Here is a 16,378-nt window from a genome sequence, read left to right as displayed (position 1 = left end):
GGCCCAGGGACGCCCCACACCACCGCCGCAGACCCAAGCCCGCCCCACACCACCGTCGCAGGACCAGACCCAGCCCCTGCCGCCGCGCGCCCAGACCCAGGCCGGCCCACCAGCCCAGGCCCAGCCCCTGCCCCCGCGAGCCCAGGTCAGCCCACCGGCCCAGCCTCTGCCGCCCCGGGCGCAAGCCCAGGCGAGTCCACCGGCTCAGATCCCGACGGTGCAGGCCCAGGCCGGCCCACCAGCCCAGGCCCAGCCTCGGCCGCCCCGGGCGCAAGCCCAGGCGAGTCCACCGGCTCAGGTCCCGCCGGTGCAGGCCCAGACCGGCCCACCAGCCCAGGCCCAGCCGCTGCCGCCCCGGTCCCAGGCCCAGGCGAGCCCGCTGGCCCAGACCCAGGCCCAGCCCTCGGCGCCGCGGGCCCAGGACGGCACGCTGGCCCAGGCCCACCCTCTGCCGCCGCAGGCCCAGGCCTTGCCGCCGCAGCGGGCTCAGGCCCAGCCCGGCCCGCCGCCGCAGGACCAGACCCAGCCGCTGCCGCCCACGCGAGCCCAGGCCGGGCCACCGCAGCAGGCGGCGCGGCCTGCCCAGCAGCAGCCTCAACGGCCCGCGTCCGCGCCCGCCTCACCGCCACCGGCAACGGCGATGCCGGCGACCCCGGTGCCCGCGCGACCCTCGGCCGCCGAGACCGCCGTGATCGGCACGGACGCGGCCGCCCAGCGACGCATCGCGGCCGCCAGCGACAATCTCTCGCGCCCTCCGGCCGACGAGATCCACGCGGCCGCCGTGGCGGCCCGCAGCCGCACTCCGGAGCAGCCGGCCCCGGCCGCGCCCGCCAACGTCTCGTTCGACTTCTTCGCGGCGGCCGGCCACGCAGAGCCCGCGGCCGCGCAGGCCCCAGAGGCCGCGGCCGGCCGAGCCCCGGAGCCCGCGATGGCCCGGGCCCAGGAGCCGCTTGCCGCCAGGACCCAAGAGCCCGTAGCCGCAAGGAGCCAAGAGCCGCTCGTCGCCCGCCCCCAGGAGCCGGTGGCCGCATGGCCCCAAGAGCCGGTAGCCGCACGGGCCGCCCAGGAACCCACCCAGCAGCGTCTGGCCTCGTTCGCGCCGCTCGAGCCCGTCCGCCGGGAAAGCACCGCCCGCGCGATGAACGGCTACCCGACCAACGGCCACGACCCGCGCTCGCCGCAACAGCCAGCCGCGGCGCTTCCGCCCCCGCCACGCGACCAGAACGGCTACCCGGCCGCACCCACCAGCCCATACCCAGGCGGTGCGGCCGCCCCGACGAGCCCCTACCCCGGCAACCCGGCCGCCCCGACGAGCCCGTATCCGTCCGCAGCCGCGGCCACCCCGACGAGCAATCGCCCCGGCAGTCCGGCCGGCCCTTACCCCCAAACCCCGGGCCCCGGCTTTCCCTCCGCGCGCCAGGACCCGAACGAGACGGCGGTCATTCGCACTCCGGACGCGCCCACCGGCGTACTCCCGGCACTGAAAGCAGCGCAACCCACCACCGCGCCGCCACCCGCGGTCAAAGCCCCCACCGCACTCATGTCCGCGGTTCCTGGTCTGGCGGCTAAGGCCGCCAAGGCCGGCGCCGACCCGGACGCCGCCCTCGGCGCGGCACCCGCACCTCCGGTACGCCCAGGCGGACCGGATCCGACCCCTCCCCCCACGGAGGAGGTCGATGACGTGCAGGCAAAACGCGGCGAACGAGTGGTCAAACTACGCCCCGAGCAGACCGATGAGGGATACAAGAGCGTCTATTCGGAGCTCACCCGCCCGACGATCGGCTCGCGGATCAGGGCCGGCATCCGGGTCTCCGGCGAGCTGATGATCACCTTCGGGCTGATCATCCTGCTGTTCGCGGGCTACGAGGTGTTCGGCAACTCGGCGAAGGTGCAGGACGAGCAGAACGCGCTCACCGACGAGCTCAACCAGGAGTGGAACGACCCGACGGTCGGGCCGAGCGCGGCGCCCCAGGGTCCGGCCGCGCCCGGCGAGAGCCTCGTCGGCCGGCTCTACATCCCGAAACTCGACAAGGAGTGGGTGGTCGTCAACGGTGTCCGCCCGCAGGACATCAAGTACGCACCCGGCCACTACCCGGACACCGCGATGCCCGGCCAGGTCGGCAACTTCTCGGTCGCCGGCCACCGGATCCGCAAGATCTTCTGGCGGCTCGACGAGCTCAAGCCCGGCGACGTGATCGGCGTCGAGACCCGCGACTTCTGGTACGTCTACAAGGTCTACGGCCACGAGGTCGTGGTGCCGAGCGCCGTCCAGGTGGTCGCCCCCGTGCCCGACAAGCCCGGCGTCAGGCCGACGAAGGCGCTGCTCACGCTGACCACGTGCAACCCGAAGTTCAACAACTACCAGCGCCTGATCGTGCACGCCGAGCTCGCGTCGAAGGTGCCGCGCAACCAGTCCCTGCCCGACGCCGGCATGCCGGCCGAGATGAAGACGAAGGCGTAGGCGCGATGTACGCCTGGATCTGGCGCAAGCTCCCGTTCGGCCTCTGGGGCAAGCTGACCGGCTCGATCGGCCTGGCCGTGGCCACCACCGCGCTCCTCTGGTACGTGATCTTCCCGTGGGCGACCCCGCTGCTGCCCTTCGACGATGTGCAGGTCGGCGCGGGCACCGAGCAGGGCCCGGCCCAGGAGGACCCGAACGCGGTCACCTCCGACTCGACCGACGGTCCCGACGCGATCCCGTACAGCACCGAGTCGAACGCACCGCACCCCTCGACGTCCGCGACGCCGAAGAAGACCAAGTCCTCGTCCTCCGTCGTTCTCCCAGGTGACTGACGTGCGCATCCTCGTGATCGACAACTACGACTCGTTCGTCTTCAACCTGGTGCAGTACCTGGGCCAGCTCGGCGCCGACTGCGAGGTGCGGCGCAACGACGAGATCAGCGTGGCCGAGGTCGGCACCTTCGGCGCGGCCGGCATCCTTCTTTCGCCGGGGCCGGGCTCACCGGACCGCGCCGGCATCATGATGGAGACAATTCGCGCGTACGCCGGAAAGCTCCCGATGTTCGGAGTGTGTCTCGGTCATCAGGCGATCGGGGCGGCATTCGGCGCCACGGTGACCCGCGCGCCCGAACTGCTGCACGGCAAGACGTCCGAGGTCCACCACACGGGTGTGGGCGTCCTGACCGGCCTGCCCGACCCGTTCACCGCGACCCGCTACCACTCGCTGGCCGTGCTGCCCGAGACGCTGCCCGACGAGATCGAAGTGACCGGCCGGACCGAGTCGGGCGTCGTGATGGCCATGCGTCACCGCACGCTGCCGATCGAGGGCGTGCAGTTCCACCCCGAATCGGTGCTCACCGAGGGCGGCCACACCATGCTGGCGAACTGGCTCGCCGCCTGCGGCCTGCCCTCGGCGCTGGAAAAGGCGCCGCCGCTGGCCGCCGAGGTCGAGTCCCGGCGGAAAGCGGCGTTCGCGACCGTCTGAGCGGCCCGGGCGTAGCCCCGGTGCGGCCGACCGCTGTCGCGGCCGACCGGCCGGTTGTCAGTCCTGGCGGATGATCGCCGCGGCCTGGTCGACCACCTGACCGCCGCCCGTGCCACCGCCGTTGCCACCGGGCGTGCCCGTGTCGGTCGGCGTCGGGTTGCCGCTCGGGTTGCCCGCGTCGACCCCGATCACGATCGTGACCTTGTCGCCCTTTTCGACCGTGGCGCCGGGTTTCGGGTTCTGCGATTGGACGATGCCGACCTGCGCCGGATCGGTGACCGGAACGGTCTGCTGGTCGACGTTGAACGGGCCGGCCTGCTCGAGCAGGGCCGTGGCGACGTCCTCGGTCTGGCCGGTGACCTTCGGCATCTTCACCCGGTTGCCCTTGGAGACGCTCACGTTGACAGTGGAGCCGGGGTCGACGCTTTGGCCGCCCTGCTTCACATCGGTGACCGTGCCGGCCGGCTGGGCGCTGCTGACTTCCCTGTAATCCGGGTTGAGGCCGAGGTTCTTCAGGATCGAGTCGACGTTGTCCTTGGTGTTGCCGACCAGGTTGTCGGGCACCGGCACCTTGTCCGGCTTCACGCACAGCTGGTACGACACCGGACTGTCCACCGGGACCGTGGCGTTCGCCTGCGGGTCCTGGTTGACCACCGTGCCGTCGCAGTCCTTGTCCGTTTTCGGCTGCTCGGGCGTGATGTTCGTGAACTTCTGCGCGGTGAGCGCCGCCCGGGCCTCCGCGTCGGTCTTGCCCTTGATGTTGGGCATCACCGCCGTCGCGGCCTGCTGCGTCCCGCCGTCGGTGGGTTTGTTGCCGTTCCGCGACATGGCCAGCGCGACGCCGAGGACGACCACGACCAGCACGCCCAGTCCGGCCAGCACGGCCATCACCCAGGACGAGTTGCGCCGCTCCGGCGGCCGCGGCGGGCCACCGCCGATCGGTCGCTGCATCGTGGTGGCGGCCTGCGGCTGCATGTACCGGGTGGCCTGCTGGTTCCCCAGGGCCATCGTCTCGGCCTGACTCATCACCGGGGTGGCCAGCACCGGGCGGCCCGAAACGGCGCGCAGCGCGTCGGCCCGCATCTCCTGGGCGCTCTGGTACCGGTTCATCGGGTTCTTGGCCAGCGCCTTGAGCACGATCGCGTCGACGTCGCGCGGCACCTCGGGGTTGACGTCGCTGGGTGCCTTCGGGTCCTCCCGCACGTGCTGGTACGCCACGCTGACCGGGCTGTCGCCGACGAACGGCGGGTGGCCCACGAGGAGCTCGAAGAGGACACAGCCGGCCGCGTACACATCGGAGCGGGCGTCGACGGCCTCGCCGCGGGCCTGCTCGGGTGAGAGGTACTGCGCGGTACCGATCACGGCGCTGGTCTGCGTCATCGTCGTGGCGCCGCTGGCCAGTGCCCGGGCGATGCCGAAGTCCATGACCTTGACCTGGCCGTTCTGCGTGATCATCACGTTGCCGGGCTTGATGTCCCGGTGGATGATCCCGTGCCGGTGGCTGAACTCCAGCGCGGCGTCGATGTCGGCGATGATCTCGAGCGCCCGGCGCGGCTGCAGCCGCTGCTCCTGCGCGAGAACCTCCTTGAGAGTCCGCCCGTTGACGAACTCCATGACGATGAACGGCAGTTTCTCGCCGGTCGCGGACATCTCTTCGCCGGTGTCGTAGACGGCGACGATCGCGGGGTGGTTGAGGGCCGCGGAGTTCTGCGCCTCGCGCCGGAACCGCTCCTGGAACGTGGCGTCGCGGGCCAGGTCGGTGCGCAGCATTTTGATGGCCACGTCGCGGCCGAGCCGGAGGTCGCGCCCCCGGTGCACCTCGGCCATACCGCCGTAGCCCAATAGCTCGCCGACCTGATACCTGCCACCGAGCAGGCGGGCCTGCGCCGTCATAGCGTCTGTCGTCCTTCGTTAGCTCGGTTCCAGCCGGGGTTGACGCCCGCCTGTCTGGTTAGACGGTACGACGCCGCCAACGGTTCACTGTCGGCGGTGCCCGTGTGGACGACCTCCATGGCGGGTCGGCCGCTCAGCGCGTTGCTGTTGCCGTTGTTCTGCCTGCCCTGCTTGATGAGGAACGAGATGACCCCGGCACAGAGCAGGACCAACAGCGCGAGAACGACGGCCAGGACGATCAGCACCTGGCGGCCGGCCGAGCTTTCCGGCTTGGCGGTCGAGATGGGCTGACCCGGCGCGTACGTCGGTCGGTACGGCTGGACCGGCGGATTGCCGGGTGGTCCCGAGGGTACCGAGCCGGGCGGGCCCGAGGGTACGGAGCCGGGCGGGCCCGACGGTACCGAGGCGGCGCCGCGGGCGCCCGAGATGGGCCGGGGCACCGGCGGGTACGGCGGACGGGCGCTGCCGGCCATCGGCGAGGCCGGGGCGATCGGGGCGGCGCTGCCCGCGTGCGGCTGTGCGGCCGGGCTGACCGGTCCCGCCGTGCGCGCGGCCTGTCCGGCGGGCTGCTGCGCGGTCGTGGCCAGCGCCGACGCGGCCTGCCGGGCCACCGCGGCCATCGTCGAGGCGGACGGCCAGCGGTCGCCCGGGTTCTTCGCGAGGGCACGCTCCACGATGGCGCGTACCGGCGGCGGGATGTCGGCGGGCAGCGGCCGGGGGGTCTCCCGGACGTGCTTCATCGCGATCTCGATCGGCGTGGCGCCGTCGAACGGCCGGTGGCCGGAGAGGCACTGGTAGGCGACGACGCCGAGCGCGTACACGTCGGACGCCGGCGTGGCGCCCTCGCCCGAGGCCTGCTCGGGGGAGATGTACGAGGCGGTGCCGAGCACCGAGCCGGCCACCGTGAGCTGGCCGACGAGCGCCGAGCGGGCGATGCCGAAGTCGGTCAGCACGAGCGTGCCGTTGGGGCGTACGAGAAGATTGCCGGGTTTGACATCGCGGTGGACGATGCCGTTCGCGTGCGCCGCCTGCAGGGCGTCGGCCGCCTGCGCGACCAGCGCCATGGTCCGCGCCGGTGTGAGCCGGCCCACCCGGCTCAGCGTGCGGGAGAGAGCGTCGCCCTCGACGTACTCCATGACCAGGAACGCGAGCTGCTGGTCACTGCCGTAGTCGTAGACGTCGACGACCCCGGGGTGATTGATCGTGGCCATGGTGCGCGCCTCGCCGCGGAACCGCTCGGCGAAGCCCGGCTCGTCCAGCAGAGCCGGGAGCAGGATCTTGACGGCAACGGTCCGGCCCAGCACCTCGTCGGTGCCGCGCCACACGTCGCCCATCCCGCCGCCGGCGATCCGTTCGTCGAGGCGGTAGCGGCCGCCGAGGGTCACCCCAGGGCTGATCATTCAGTCCCCTCCCCCGGCCGCGGCCTTCATGATGAGCCCGGCGATCCGGGCCGCCTCGGCGCTGGCGTGGCCGCCGGGCACGTTCTCCAGCATGACGCAGACCGCGGAGACCGGCTCACCCTTGCTGTTGAAGGCGAAGCCGATGAACCAGCCGTGCGGGTCGGCGCCGACCGCGTTCTGCGCCGTACCGGTCTTGCCGCCGACGTCGAAGCCGCTGATCTTGGCCTTCTTGCCGGTGCCGTTCTCGACGACGCTGATCATCATGCCCTTGAGGTCGCTCGCGACACTCTCCGAGATCGGCGTACGCAGGGTGGCGGGGTCGGCGCTGTAGATCGTCCGCCGGTCCGGGCCGAGCAGCTTCTGCACCAGGTAGGGGCGCATCTGCTTGCCGCCGTTGGCGACCGTGGCCGCCATCAGCGCGCCCTGCACCGGCGTCATCCGCACGTCGCGCTGGCCGATCGAGGACTGCGCCAGGGCGCCCTTGTCGACGCTGCCGTCCGGGTTCGCGATCGCGCCGGTGCGGCTCGCCGCCACCGGCAGGCCCCGGTTCTCCTTCAGGTTGCCGATCGTCAGCTTCTCGTCCTCGAACCCGAACGCCTTCGCCATCCCCACGATCTTGTCGCGGCCCAGCTTGACGCCGAGTTTCGCGAAACCGGTGTTGCAGCTCTCGGTCAGCGCCTCCTTCAGCGTGACCTGGCTGCCCGGGCAGACCTCGTCCTCGGCGTTGTGGATGACCGCGCCGCTCTCCTTGTAGGTGCTGCCGGCCGGGATCTCGGTCTCCGGCGTGTAGCCACTGGAGAGCGCCGCCGCCGAGTCGATCACCTTGAAGGTCGAGCCGGGCGGAAGCGTCTCCTGCGTGGCCCGGTTCAGCAGCGGCTGGGAATCGTCCTTGACCAGCTTGTTGTACGCCGCCGCGGCTGCCTTCTCGTCGTGGCTGACCAGCGGGTTCGGGTTGTAGCTGGGCATCGAGACCATGGCCTGGATCGCGCCGGTACGGGGGTCGATCGCGACCGCCGCGCCCTTGGTCACGCCGCGCTCGTTGTTGGTGAGCTCTTTCCAGGCGGTCTCCTGCGCCTTGGTGCTCAGCGACAGCACGACGTTGCCGCCACCGGTGTTGTTGCCGGTGAACATGTCCTTCACCCGGTCGGCGAAGAGCGTGTCGCTCTCCCCGGAGAGGAAGTCGTTCTCGCTGTTCTCGATGCCGGTGGCGCCGAGGCTGACCGGGCGGTACCCGATCACCGGCGCGTAGATCTCGTTCTTCGGGTAGACGCGTAGGTACTTCAGCGTGTCGTCGGTGGCCTTGTTCTCGGCGAGGCCCTTGCCGTCCGCCTCGATCACGCCACGCGGGCGCTCGTACTGGGCGACCACGACCCGGCGGTTGTAGTCGCTGGTGCGATAGTCGTCCGCCTTGTACGCCTGAACCCAGTTGAGGTTCGCGAAGAGCAGGCCGAACAGGACGAGGATGACCACGCCGGCCCGTCGCAGGGGAGCATTCACGGCTTGATCACCTCCGTCATGGCGCCGTGCAGCTGGGTGGGTGCTTTCTTCGGTCCGCCCGGGCGGTCGGAGCTGCCGCCGCTGTTGGCCGGGCCGCGCGCGGCGTTGGAGATCCGCAGGAGCATCGCGATCAGTAGCCAGTTCGCCATCAGGGAGGAGCCACCCGCCGAGAGGAACGGCGTGGTCTGGCCCGTGAGCGGAATCAGTCCGGTGATGCCACCAAGGATGACGAAGACCTGCAAGCCGAGGGTGAACGCGAGGCCGCCGGCGACGAGCTTGCCGAACGAGTCGCGGACGCCGAGGGCGGCGCGCAGGCCGCGCTCGACGATCAGCAGGTAGCAGACCAGCAGCGCGGCCAGGCCGAACAGCCCGATCTCCTCGCCCATGCCGGCGAAGATGAAGTCGGTGCGGACCTCGGGTACGAAGCCCGGTGAGCCGGCGCCCGGCCCGGAGCCGAACAACCCGCCGGTGCCCAGCGCGAGCAACCCCTGCACCAGCTGGTAGCTGCCGCCGGCCTTGTCGTAGTTGGCCTGCGCGAACGGGTCGAGCCAGATCGTCGCGCGGTCGTAGAAGTTGGCGAACGGGCCGCCGACCGAGGCGCCGAGCAGATAGGCGGTGTAGACGCCGCCGAAGAACAGCAGCAGGCCGATGATCAGCCAGCTGGCGCGCTCGGTCGCGACGTACAGCGTCACCACGAACAGGCCGAAGTACAGCAGCGCGGTGCCCAGGTCCTTCTCGAAGACCAGGACCAGGAGGCTGAGCAGCCAGACCGTGACGACCGGGCCGAGGTCGCGGCCGCGCGGGAAGTCGATGCCGAGGAAGCGCCGGCTGGCCAGGGAGAGCACCTCGCGCTTGCGCACCAGGTAGTAGGCGAAGAAGGAGACCAGCGCTAGCTTCGCGAACTCACCCGGCTGGATCGAGAACGCGCCCAGCTTGATCCACAGCTTGGCCCCGTTGACCTCGGAGAGGCTGCTCGGCAGCACCGCCGGGATCATCACGAGCACGATGCCGACCAGGCCCAGCGTGTACGCGTACCGCGAGACCACTTTGTGATCGCGCACCACCAGCAGCAGGATCGCGGCCAGGATCAGCGCGGCGAGCGTCCACGCGAGCTGCCGCCCGCCGGTGCCGGCGAACACCCCGGGGATCGGCTCCTTGTTCGAGATCGCCCGAGCGATGTCCAGCCGGCGCAGGAAGCTCACGCCGAGCCCGTTGATCAGCGCCACCGCCGGGATGAGCACCGGATCCGCGTAGGGGGCCGTGAAGCGCACCACGAAGTGCAGGCCGAGGAAGAGCGCGGCGAGCAGGGCCGCCGGGATCCAGAAGGTGCTGTGGATCGTGTCGAACTGGTTCGCCTCGACGGTCGCGGCGTAGATCGCCACCAGGGTCATCGAGAACGCGAGCAGACCCAGTTCGGCGTTGCGATGGGTCTTCATTCCCGGGATACGCGACATCTCACCCGTGGAGGCGGGCGAAGGGGCCGGTACGGCGGGCGCGGTCAAGACATCCCCAGACGTTGTCGAGCGATGGTCAGTTGACGGTCCGGCACCCGTCCGCATCGTCCGCGGAAGGGGCGCTCTCGGAGGCCTGAACCGACGGCGTCCCAGCAAGCGTGGTGGGCGCCGCCGACGTGGTCGTGGCGTTCGGAGCCGCCGGGGCGGTCGGCGTGGCCGACGGCACCGAGCACAGCGGCTTGAGGTTCGGGTTGGACGGGTTGTCGTCGGTGAGCTCGGAGAGCGTCTGCACCGCCTCCGACCGGCTCTGCGCGTGTATTCCCTGCTTCACGCGCTCCTGCGCGACGGCCGTCAGGTCCTGCAGCCGGGCCGGGCTGGTCTCGTTCACGCTGGACAGGTCGAGGCCCGCGATCTGCCCCGGCACACCACGGAAGATCGCGATCTGGCCGGCGTCGGTCGCACCCACGTAGTACTGGTCCTGCGTGTAGCGGTAGCCCAGCCAGAGTCCACCGCCGAGAACCGCGAGCAGCACGAGCACGAGCAGGCTGGTACGCACCGGGTGGCCCTTGGGCTCCTGGTCCCGGTCGTACCCGTCGGTCTCCACCTGCACCGGCTGTGCCGGGCGCGGGGCCTGCAGGGCCGCCGCGCGGGCCGCCGAGGTCGAGGCGTCCGCCACCGTGGTGTTGCCCCGGTCGATGGCGGCCGCGCCACCCACGATCGGCGCCTGCTCCATGATGTCGGTGTCGATAGCGTCCGCGATCACGACGGTGATGTTGTCGGGGCCGCCGCCGCGCAGCGCGAGCTGCACGAGCCGCTCGACGCACGCCTGCGGGTCGGTGATCTCCCGCATGGCCTGCTCGATCGTCTCAGCGCTCACCACGCCGGAGAGGCCGTCGCTGCAGATCAGGTAGCGGTCGCCGGCGAGCACCTGGCGCACCGAGTACTCGGGGTCGATGTCCCGCCCGTCCAGCGCGCGGGTCAGCAGCGACCGCTGCGGGTGGCTGCTCGCCTCCTCCGGGCTGACACGGCCCTCGTCGACGAGCATCTGAACGTAGGTGTCGTCCTTGGTGATCTGCGCGAACTCGTTCCGGCGAAGGAGGTACGCCCGGCTGTCGCCGATGTGCACCATGCCGAACTTGCTGCCGGAGAAGAGCACCGCGGTCAGCGTGGTGCCCATTCCCTCCAACTGCGGGTTCGCGTCGACGGTGTCACGCAGATGCTGGTTGGCCTGGCCGACCGCATGGCGCAGCGCGTCCACGAGGGCATCCCCCGGGACGTCCTCGTCGAGCGGTGCCATCGCGGCGATGACGATATTGGAAGCGACGTCACCGGCCGCCATACCGCCCATGCCGTCCGCGACAGCAAGCAGTCGCGGCCCGGCGTAGACGGAGTCCTGGTTGAGGTCTCTGATCAGACCGCGGTCGCTCTGAGCGGCATAGCGAAGGGTCAGCGTCATGGCCGTAACTCGAGAGATGTGCGCCCGATGCGGATCGGAACGCCAAGGGGGACGGGAGTAGGTCCGGAGACCTTACCGCGATCGAGGTAAGTACCGTTCGTCGAGCCAAGATCCTCGACGAACCACTGACCGTCACGCGGCACGAGCCGGGCATGCCGGGCCGAGGCGAAGTCGTCCGTGATGACGAGCGTGGAGTCCTCCGCCCGACCGATGGTGATCGGAATGTCACCCAACGTGATACGCGTGCCGGCCAACTGGCCGGCCGTGACCACGAGTTGCCGTGCGGCCTTACCGCGCTTCACCTTCGCCGGCCGGCCCGGAGGCATCGCGCCACCCACCCCCCGAGGGCTGGCGACGATGCTCTTGGACCGGACCCCAGCGAAGAGATCCCGTCGGATCACTCCCACCACCGTGAACACGAAGATCCACAAGAGGATGAGGAAGCCGAACCGGGCGACGGTGAGGACGAATTCGGGCAAGGTGCCTAGCCGTCCACTCGGAACGTCAGCGTGGTGGTGCCCAGCTGGATCATGTCGCCGGGGTTGAGCGCCACGGCGGACACCCGCTGGCCGTTCACCATCGTGCCGTTGGTCGAGCCCAGGTCGGTCAGCACGACCTGGTTGCCGTCGTAGTCCAGACGGGCGTGGCGCCGCGAGATGCCGACGTCGGGCAGGCGAAGGTTCGCCTGGTCGCCGCGGCCGATCACGGTCGAGCCCATCTGCAACGGGTACGTCCGGCCGTCGCCCGAGACCAGGCCCACACTGCGGCCGTTCGGAGCGCCGTGCGGCGGGTAGCCGCCGTGATGCTGCTGTTGCTGCTCGTACGGCGGGTACTGCGGGCCGGCGTCGTACGCGGGCTGCTGCACCGGGGCGACCTCACCACCCGTGTACACCTCGGCGGTCACCCGGAACATGCCCGTGTCCAGGCCCTCACCCCGCTCGATCTCGACGATCACGTCACCGTAGACCGTCCACGCCTGCTCACCGATGAACTCGGCCTGCGACTGCGCGAGCTCCTGGGCGAGCGCGGCGGCATACGGCGCCAGCCGGCTGTGGTCATAAGGTGAGAGGTCGATCACGTAGCGGTTCGGCACCAGGGTGCGGCCACCGGCAAGGATGGCCTTGTGCGCCTCGGCCTCCCGCTGCATGGCATTCAGAATCTCCACAGGGTGCACGACACCCTTGAACACCTTGGCGAAGGCCCCCTCGACCAGGCCTTCCAATCGCTTCTCAAAGCGCTGCAGCACGCTCACCGGCTCCTCCTCGGCTTCCGAGGACATGATGGTATCCGGCCGCCGCTCGCGCATCTTTAGCTCGCAGCTGCCGGCACTTCTGACCCTCGTATGACCCCCGTTGACGCCGTGCTAGTCTTCCCTGGCGTCGCGGGGGTTAACAACTCGCTTGGTGACGTGCGACAGCGTAGTCTGTCGCAGCCAGTAACAAAAAGTTGGCCCTGCGGTCAGCTTGCCACGGGGATGTGGCGGAATGGCAGACGCGCACGGTTCAGGTCCGTGTGTCCGAAAGGACGTGGGGGTTCAACTCCCCCCATCCCCACCGAGTGCTAAGGGCCCCTTATTCGCGGAATGCGCGAACCGGGGCCCTCGGTCATGCCGGCCCAGGGGGCCGAGCCCCCTGAAACCCCACGGTGCGTGTTGGTCACGCTTCCCTAACAAGTACGGCCGATCGGGTGAAGTGTCGCGTGCGGGCTATGCTCGGCGCTGGTTTTTTCCGCTTCGGAACTGGAGTGTCGTGTTGTGACCGTCGCGCGGGCCGGGGTTGTGCAGGGTAAGCGTAGCGTTTTGGGTGTTTTGGTCGATGTGACCGATTACCGGGACGCCACGGAGCGGATCATGCAGGCGGCTCGGGAGCGGCGGGGGTATGCCGTTACCGCTCTGGCCGTGCATGGGGTCATGACGGGGGTTCAGGATCGGGCGCACGGCGCGCGGCTGAACTCGTTTGATCTCGTTACGCCGGATGGTCAGCCTGTGCGGATGGCGCTCAACCTGCTTTACAAGGCAGGGCTGACGGATCGGGTCTATGGTCCGACATTGACGCTCAAGGTGGTCGAGGCGGCCGCGGCCGAAGGCCTTCCTATCTATCTGTACGGGTCCACCGAGCCGACACTTGCTCGGCTCGTGCCGGCGCTCGAGGAGATGTTCCCGGCGCTGAAGATCGCCGGGGTCGAGGCGTCGAAGTTCCGGGCGTCGAAACCCGGGGAGCCGGCGGAGATCGCCGAGCGGATCAAGGCGTCGGGCGCACGGATCGTTCTGGTCGGTCTGGGGTGCCCGCGACAGGAAGTGTTCACGTACGCGATGCGTCCGCTTCTTGACATGCCACTGCTCGCCGTCGGGGCTGCGTTCGACTATCACGCGGGCCTGCTGAAGAACCCGCCCGCCTGGATGCAGAAGTACGCGCTCGAGTGGCTGTGGCGCCTCGGGCTCGAGCCGAAGCGGCTCTGGAAGCGGTATGTGCTGCTCAACCCGGCCTACGTGACCCGTTTCGCGCTGCAGAAGACCCGGCTGTGGAAGGCGACCCCGCCCCCGCCGGCCACGGATCCGGTGGAGAGCTTCGCCGTCTGACCGGACCACTAAGGGTCGCACCCTGACTGTGAGTCCGGAGATAACCCGGTTTCGGTAATTCATGCGCAGGTGAAGGCTGTCGATGTGGACATCGCAGCGGACCTTATCCTCGCCGGCGCGCTCGCCGCGGCCTGGCTTGCGGCCGGACTGGTCGCCGACGGGCTGCCTGGCGTGCGAACGGCGCGCGAGCTGAGACGCAAGTCGGGTGTGCTGAGCGCACTGGTCGCCGCGGGGGCGGCCGTGTTCGTGGCAGTGCCCCTGGTGACGTGGTTCGTGCCGGGCGAGTCGACCGCGCCGACCGCGACCCTGTTGCCGGCGGTGCCGGGGCTGATCGTGCTGACTCTCGGCGTACGCCGTCTCGGTCAGGTGCGGCGCGGGGCAGGGGCGTTCGCGTCCGCGCCGCAGACGCCCGTTCCGCCGGCCCTGCGAGCGGCGGCCGCACACCCGCTGATCCTCGTGCCGATGCAGGTCACCGGTCTGGCCGCGCTGGTGGGGCTACCGATCGCGGCCCGCCTCGTGGAGGTGCCGGGCGCCGATGTGGCCGGCATAGCGACCACCGTGATGGGTGCGGCCGTGGTGGTGATCGGCGTGCGCGCCGCGGTGCGGCACAGCCGCCTGAGCCTGCTGGCGCTGGCGCCGATCGGCCGCAGCCGCCCGCGTGTCCCGGTCGACTAGTTCTTCTTGGCTTCCTGCACGTAGAGCAGCTCGAGGATCGAGCGGGCCGCCTCGAACCAGCGGTCCAGCCAGTCCGACGGCGGCAGCGACCCGCGCGCCGGCAGTTCCAGGAGCAGCCCGCGCAGCAGCGGGTGGTCGGCCATCGACTGCGAGCCCGAGTCCGGCCAGCCCGACGAGGGAAAGACCGGCTCGCTCAGGCCCTGCAGGTCGAGAGAGGGCAGCTTGGGCGCCCGGTCGAGCGCGCTGGTCGGCTCGATGCTGTGCGACCGGCCCGGCGATCGGGTGGGAAGCCCGGAGCTGCCGGCCCGCGACATCAGCTCGGTCTCGCCGGACTCGCCGGACATCGCGGAGTCGCGCCGGTTCTGCCGGTACGCGCTCACCCCGCCGCTGAACCGGTCCTGCGCCGTCGCGGAGCCGTTGCTGAGGTTTTCGGAACCAATACTCATATGTCTGCCTTGCCTCGCTCGCCTCGTGGAATGGCACAGCGTCCCGGCCGTGGGCGCGGACCGGGCCGCGGTTGTGCCCTCTTCAACGAGGCGAGCAGGAAAATGACTACGGCCGGCCCGCCCGCGCGGGGCGGGCAGGCCGGCCGCTATGCGGCAAATCGCGAGGTCAGAGGTCGAACTCGCCGTCCTTGGCGCCGCCCACGAACGCGTCCCATTCGGCGGCCGTGAAGATCAGCACGGCGCCGTCCTGGTTCTTCGAGTCCCGGACCGCGATGGCGTCGTCGACGAACGCGACCTCGACGCAGTTGTCGGAGTTGGGACCACTACGCGTGCTCTTGAACCACTGTGCCCGGCTCAGATCGAGCCGGAAACCCTTCGCTTCGATTTCCACAATGGCTCCTCTACCAGCATTTCAATCATCTCGATGGACTCCTCCGGAGGGAGGGCCGTCGCCCGGACGCTGTCGAAGATGGTCGTGTACTTGCCGAGCTCCTCGGACTTCTCCAGGAACAGTCCACCGGTCGCGTTGTCGATGAACACCACATCCGCGTCTCCCTCCTCTTCGAACTCGAGAATCACGAACGAGCCATCCATGCCGGCATGGGCGCCGGCCGCAAACGGCAAGATCTGCAACGCGACGTTCGGCAGGCGGGCGGTCTCGATCAATTTCGCCAATTGATCACGCATGACCGCGTCACCACCGACCGGCCGGCTCAGCACCGCCTCATCGAGCACCACCCGAAGATCGATCGGATCGTCCAGAATCAATAACGCCTGTCTTTGCATCCGGACACGGACCCGCTGCTCGATTTCCTGCTCGGTGTCATCCAGACGGGCACCACGAATTAGGGCAATTGCGTACTCTTCGCTCTGCAGCAATCCCGGAACAACATGCTGCTCGTACGCGACGATGGAGCGGGCGGCCGTCTCGAGCCCGACGTACGCCCCGGTCAGCACCGTGGAGTATGGATGCCACCATCCCTTTTGCCGGGCTTCCCGGGCAATTTGAACGAGCTCGGCCTTAATCGACTCACCCACGCCGTATATGTCCAATATGTGCTGTACATCGCTGGGTGAAGCACTGGTATGTCCCGTCTCAATCCTGGACACTTTGGACGTCGAACAGCCAAGGCGGTCCGCTACGACGTCGATCGTCACGCCCGCCTCCTCGCGGTGCCGGCGCAGCTCGACCCCGAGACGCCGCCGCCGAATGGTGGGACTCCGGTGCTGATTCACTTCTTCAGTCTCTCTGTCGATCATTTAATCGTTCAAGACAACCCGTCCGACAAGACCAACAATCACGGAAGACGTACATGCAACTTGCATCGACACGACTCGTGGTGCAATCTTTTCCGTATGGCTCGCGTCACTGCGCACCTTCGGGTGATGCGGCCGAGGGTCCGGCTCTACGCGCCGAAACGGCGCCGTTTGCGGGGGGTCGGGTAACCGATCGTCCAGGGTGGACTGATCCACTCCAGGGCGTTCGACAGATCGGCGACGGTGACGTTCCGCAACGATTTGGCGATTGGCATTG

General features: G+C 69.7%; 16 protein-coding genes and 1 tRNA gene. 6 read left to right on the top strand and 11 right to left on the bottom strand.

What is annotated here, in order from left to right:
• From A3CQ_RS63335 to A3CQ_RS0140020, 3 genes are all read left to right on the top strand, one after another.
• A partial coding sequence (locus tag A3CQ_RS63335; protein WP_245577556.1) for a class E sortase occupies positions 1-2,461 on the top strand: 2,461 nt, incomplete at its 5' end.
• 5 nt (positions 2,462-2,466) lie between these two features.
• Positions 2,467-2,793 carry a hypothetical protein gene (locus A3CQ_RS0140025; protein ID WP_020516598.1) on the top strand — a complete coding sequence of 109 codons (327 nt, stop codon included), beginning with the start codon at positions 2,467-2,469 and terminating at the stop codon, positions 2,791-2,793.
• Position 2,794: 1 nt separating this feature from the next.
• Positions 2,795-3,445 carry an aminodeoxychorismate/anthranilate synthase component II gene (locus tag A3CQ_RS0140020; protein WP_026206744.1) on the top strand — a complete coding sequence of 217 codons (651 nt, stop codon included), beginning with the start codon at positions 2,795-2,797 and terminating at the stop codon, positions 3,443-3,445.
• 57 nt (positions 3,446-3,502) lie between these two features.
• Here A3CQ_RS0140020 and pknB read toward each other — a convergent pair whose 3' ends face one another.
• The 7 genes from pknB to A3CQ_RS0139985 form a co-directional block, all read right to left on the bottom strand.
• Positions 3,503-5,338 carry a Stk1 family PASTA domain-containing Ser/Thr kinase gene (pknB, locus tag A3CQ_RS0140015; protein ID WP_020516596.1) on the bottom strand — a complete coding sequence of 612 codons (1,836 nt, stop codon included), beginning with the start codon at positions 5,336-5,338 and terminating at the stop codon, positions 3,503-3,505.
• Positions 5,335-6,738, bottom strand: coding sequence for a serine/threonine-protein kinase (locus A3CQ_RS0140010; protein ID WP_020516595.1), 1,404 nt, complete (start codon positions 6,736-6,738; stop codon positions 5,335-5,337). The genes pknB and A3CQ_RS0140010 overlap by 4 nt, the downstream gene beginning before the upstream one ends.
• On the bottom strand, positions 6,739-8,235 hold the full coding sequence (locus A3CQ_RS0140005) for a peptidoglycan D,D-transpeptidase FtsI family protein (RefSeq protein WP_026206743.1): 1,497 nt from the start codon (positions 8,233-8,235) through the stop codon (positions 6,739-6,741).
• Entirely contained in the window at positions 8,232-9,689 is a 1,458-nt protein-coding gene (locus A3CQ_RS0140000; RefSeq protein ID WP_211216770.1) for an FtsW/RodA/SpoVE family cell cycle protein, read from the bottom strand. Before A3CQ_RS0140000 ends, A3CQ_RS0140005 begins: the two co-directional genes overlap by 4 nt.
• Before the next feature lie 76 nt (positions 9,690-9,765).
• Complete coding sequence (locus A3CQ_RS0139995; protein ID WP_020516592.1) at positions 9,766-11,145, bottom strand: PP2C family protein-serine/threonine phosphatase; 1,380 nt, start codon at positions 11,143-11,145, stop codon at positions 9,766-9,768.
• Positions 11,142-11,624, bottom strand: coding sequence for an FHA domain-containing protein FhaB/FipA (locus A3CQ_RS0139990; RefSeq protein ID WP_020516591.1), 483 nt, complete (start codon positions 11,622-11,624; stop codon positions 11,142-11,144). The genes A3CQ_RS0139995 and A3CQ_RS0139990 overlap by 4 nt, the downstream gene beginning before the upstream one ends.
• A 5-nt stretch (positions 11,625-11,629) precedes the next feature.
• Positions 11,630-12,424 carry an FHA domain-containing protein gene (locus tag A3CQ_RS0139985; RefSeq protein WP_026206741.1) on the bottom strand — a complete coding sequence of 265 codons (795 nt, stop codon included), beginning with the start codon at positions 12,422-12,424 and terminating at the stop codon, positions 11,630-11,632.
• Between the two features lie 191 nt (positions 12,425-12,615).
• Between A3CQ_RS0139985 and A3CQ_RS0139980 the strand changes: the two genes are divergently transcribed.
• The 3 genes from A3CQ_RS0139980 (at position 12,616) to A3CQ_RS0139970 (ending at position 14,398) form a co-directional block, all read left to right on the top strand.
• Positions 12,616-12,698: transfer RNA gene (locus A3CQ_RS0139980), tRNA-Leu, on the top strand.
• A gap of 200 nt (positions 12,699-12,898) precedes the next feature.
• Positions 12,899-13,723, top strand: a complete 825-nt coding sequence (locus tag A3CQ_RS0139975) for a WecB/TagA/CpsF family glycosyltransferase (protein ID WP_063713661.1) — start codon at positions 12,899-12,901, stop codon at positions 13,721-13,723.
• Positions 13,724-13,807: 84 nt separating this feature from the next.
• The gene (locus tag A3CQ_RS0139970) at positions 13,808-14,398 is read left to right on the top strand and encodes a hypothetical protein (RefSeq protein WP_020516588.1); all 591 of its coding nucleotides are present in this window, start codon (positions 13,808-13,810) and stop codon (positions 14,396-14,398) included.
• Here A3CQ_RS0139970 and A3CQ_RS0139965 read toward each other — a convergent pair.
• The 4 genes from A3CQ_RS0139965 to A3CQ_RS63815 all read right to left on the bottom strand — a co-directional run bounded on the left by A3CQ_RS0139965 (position 14,395) and on the right by A3CQ_RS63815 (position 16,376).
• Complete coding sequence (locus A3CQ_RS0139965) at positions 14,395-14,844, bottom strand: hypothetical protein (protein ID WP_020516587.1); 450 nt, start codon at positions 14,842-14,844, stop codon at positions 14,395-14,397. The two genes, A3CQ_RS0139970 and A3CQ_RS0139965, sit on opposite strands and share 4 nt — an antisense overlap.
• A gap of 166 nt (positions 14,845-15,010) precedes the next feature.
• Entirely contained in the window at positions 15,011-15,229 is a 219-nt protein-coding gene (locus A3CQ_RS0139960; RefSeq protein ID WP_040433919.1) for a DUF397 domain-containing protein, read from the bottom strand.
• Positions 15,199-16,080, bottom strand: a complete 882-nt coding sequence (locus A3CQ_RS0139955; RefSeq protein ID WP_026206738.1) for a helix-turn-helix domain-containing protein — start codon at positions 16,078-16,080, stop codon at positions 15,199-15,201. Before A3CQ_RS0139955 ends, A3CQ_RS0139960 begins: the two co-directional genes overlap by 31 nt.
• A 170-nt stretch (positions 16,081-16,250) precedes the next feature.
• Positions 16,251-16,376, bottom strand: a complete 126-nt coding sequence (locus A3CQ_RS63815; protein WP_020516584.1) for a hypothetical protein — start codon at positions 16,374-16,376, stop codon at positions 16,251-16,253.
• Positions 16,377-16,378 lie beyond the last annotated feature (2 nt).

It is taken from the genome of Paractinoplanes globisporus DSM 43857, assembly GCF_000379645.1.
GTDB classification, from domain to species: Bacteria; Actinomycetota; Actinomycetes; order Mycobacteriales; family Micromonosporaceae; genus Actinoplanes; species Actinoplanes globisporus.
The sequence above is the reverse complement of the archived record's forward strand: the minus strand, read 5'-3'. Positions and strand labels throughout refer to the sequence as shown.

Coding starts and splice junctions, on each gene's coding strand:
- A3CQ_RS0140000 (WP_211216770.1), bottom strand. CDS start 9,689: ATGTCGCGTATCCCGGGAATGAAGACCCATCGCAACGCCGAACTGGGT.
- A3CQ_RS0140025 (WP_020516598.1), top strand. CDS start 2,467: ATGTACGCCTGGATCTGGCGCAAGCTCCCGTTCGGCCTCTGGGGCAAG.
- A3CQ_RS0140010 (WP_020516595.1), bottom strand. CDS start 6,738: ATGATCAGCCCTGGGGTGACCCTCGGCGGCCGCTACCGCCTCGACGAA.
- A3CQ_RS0139995 (WP_020516592.1), bottom strand. CDS start 11,145: ATGACGCTGACCCTTCGCTATGCCGCTCAGAGCGACCGCGGTCTGATC.
- pknB (WP_020516596.1), bottom strand. CDS start 5,338: ATGACGGCGCAGGCCCGCCTGCTCGGTGGCAGGTATCAGGTCGGCGAG.
- A3CQ_RS0139985 (WP_026206741.1), bottom strand. CDS start 12,424: ATGTCCTCGGAAGCCGAGGAGGAGCCGGTGAGCGTGCTGCAGCGCTTT.
- A3CQ_RS63815 (WP_020516584.1), bottom strand. CDS start 16,376: ATGCCAATCGCCAAATCGTTGCGGAACGTCACCGTCGCCGATCTGTCG.
- A3CQ_RS0139965 (WP_020516587.1), bottom strand. CDS start 14,844: ATGAGTATTGGTTCCGAAAACCTCAGCAACGGCTCCGCGACGGCGCAG.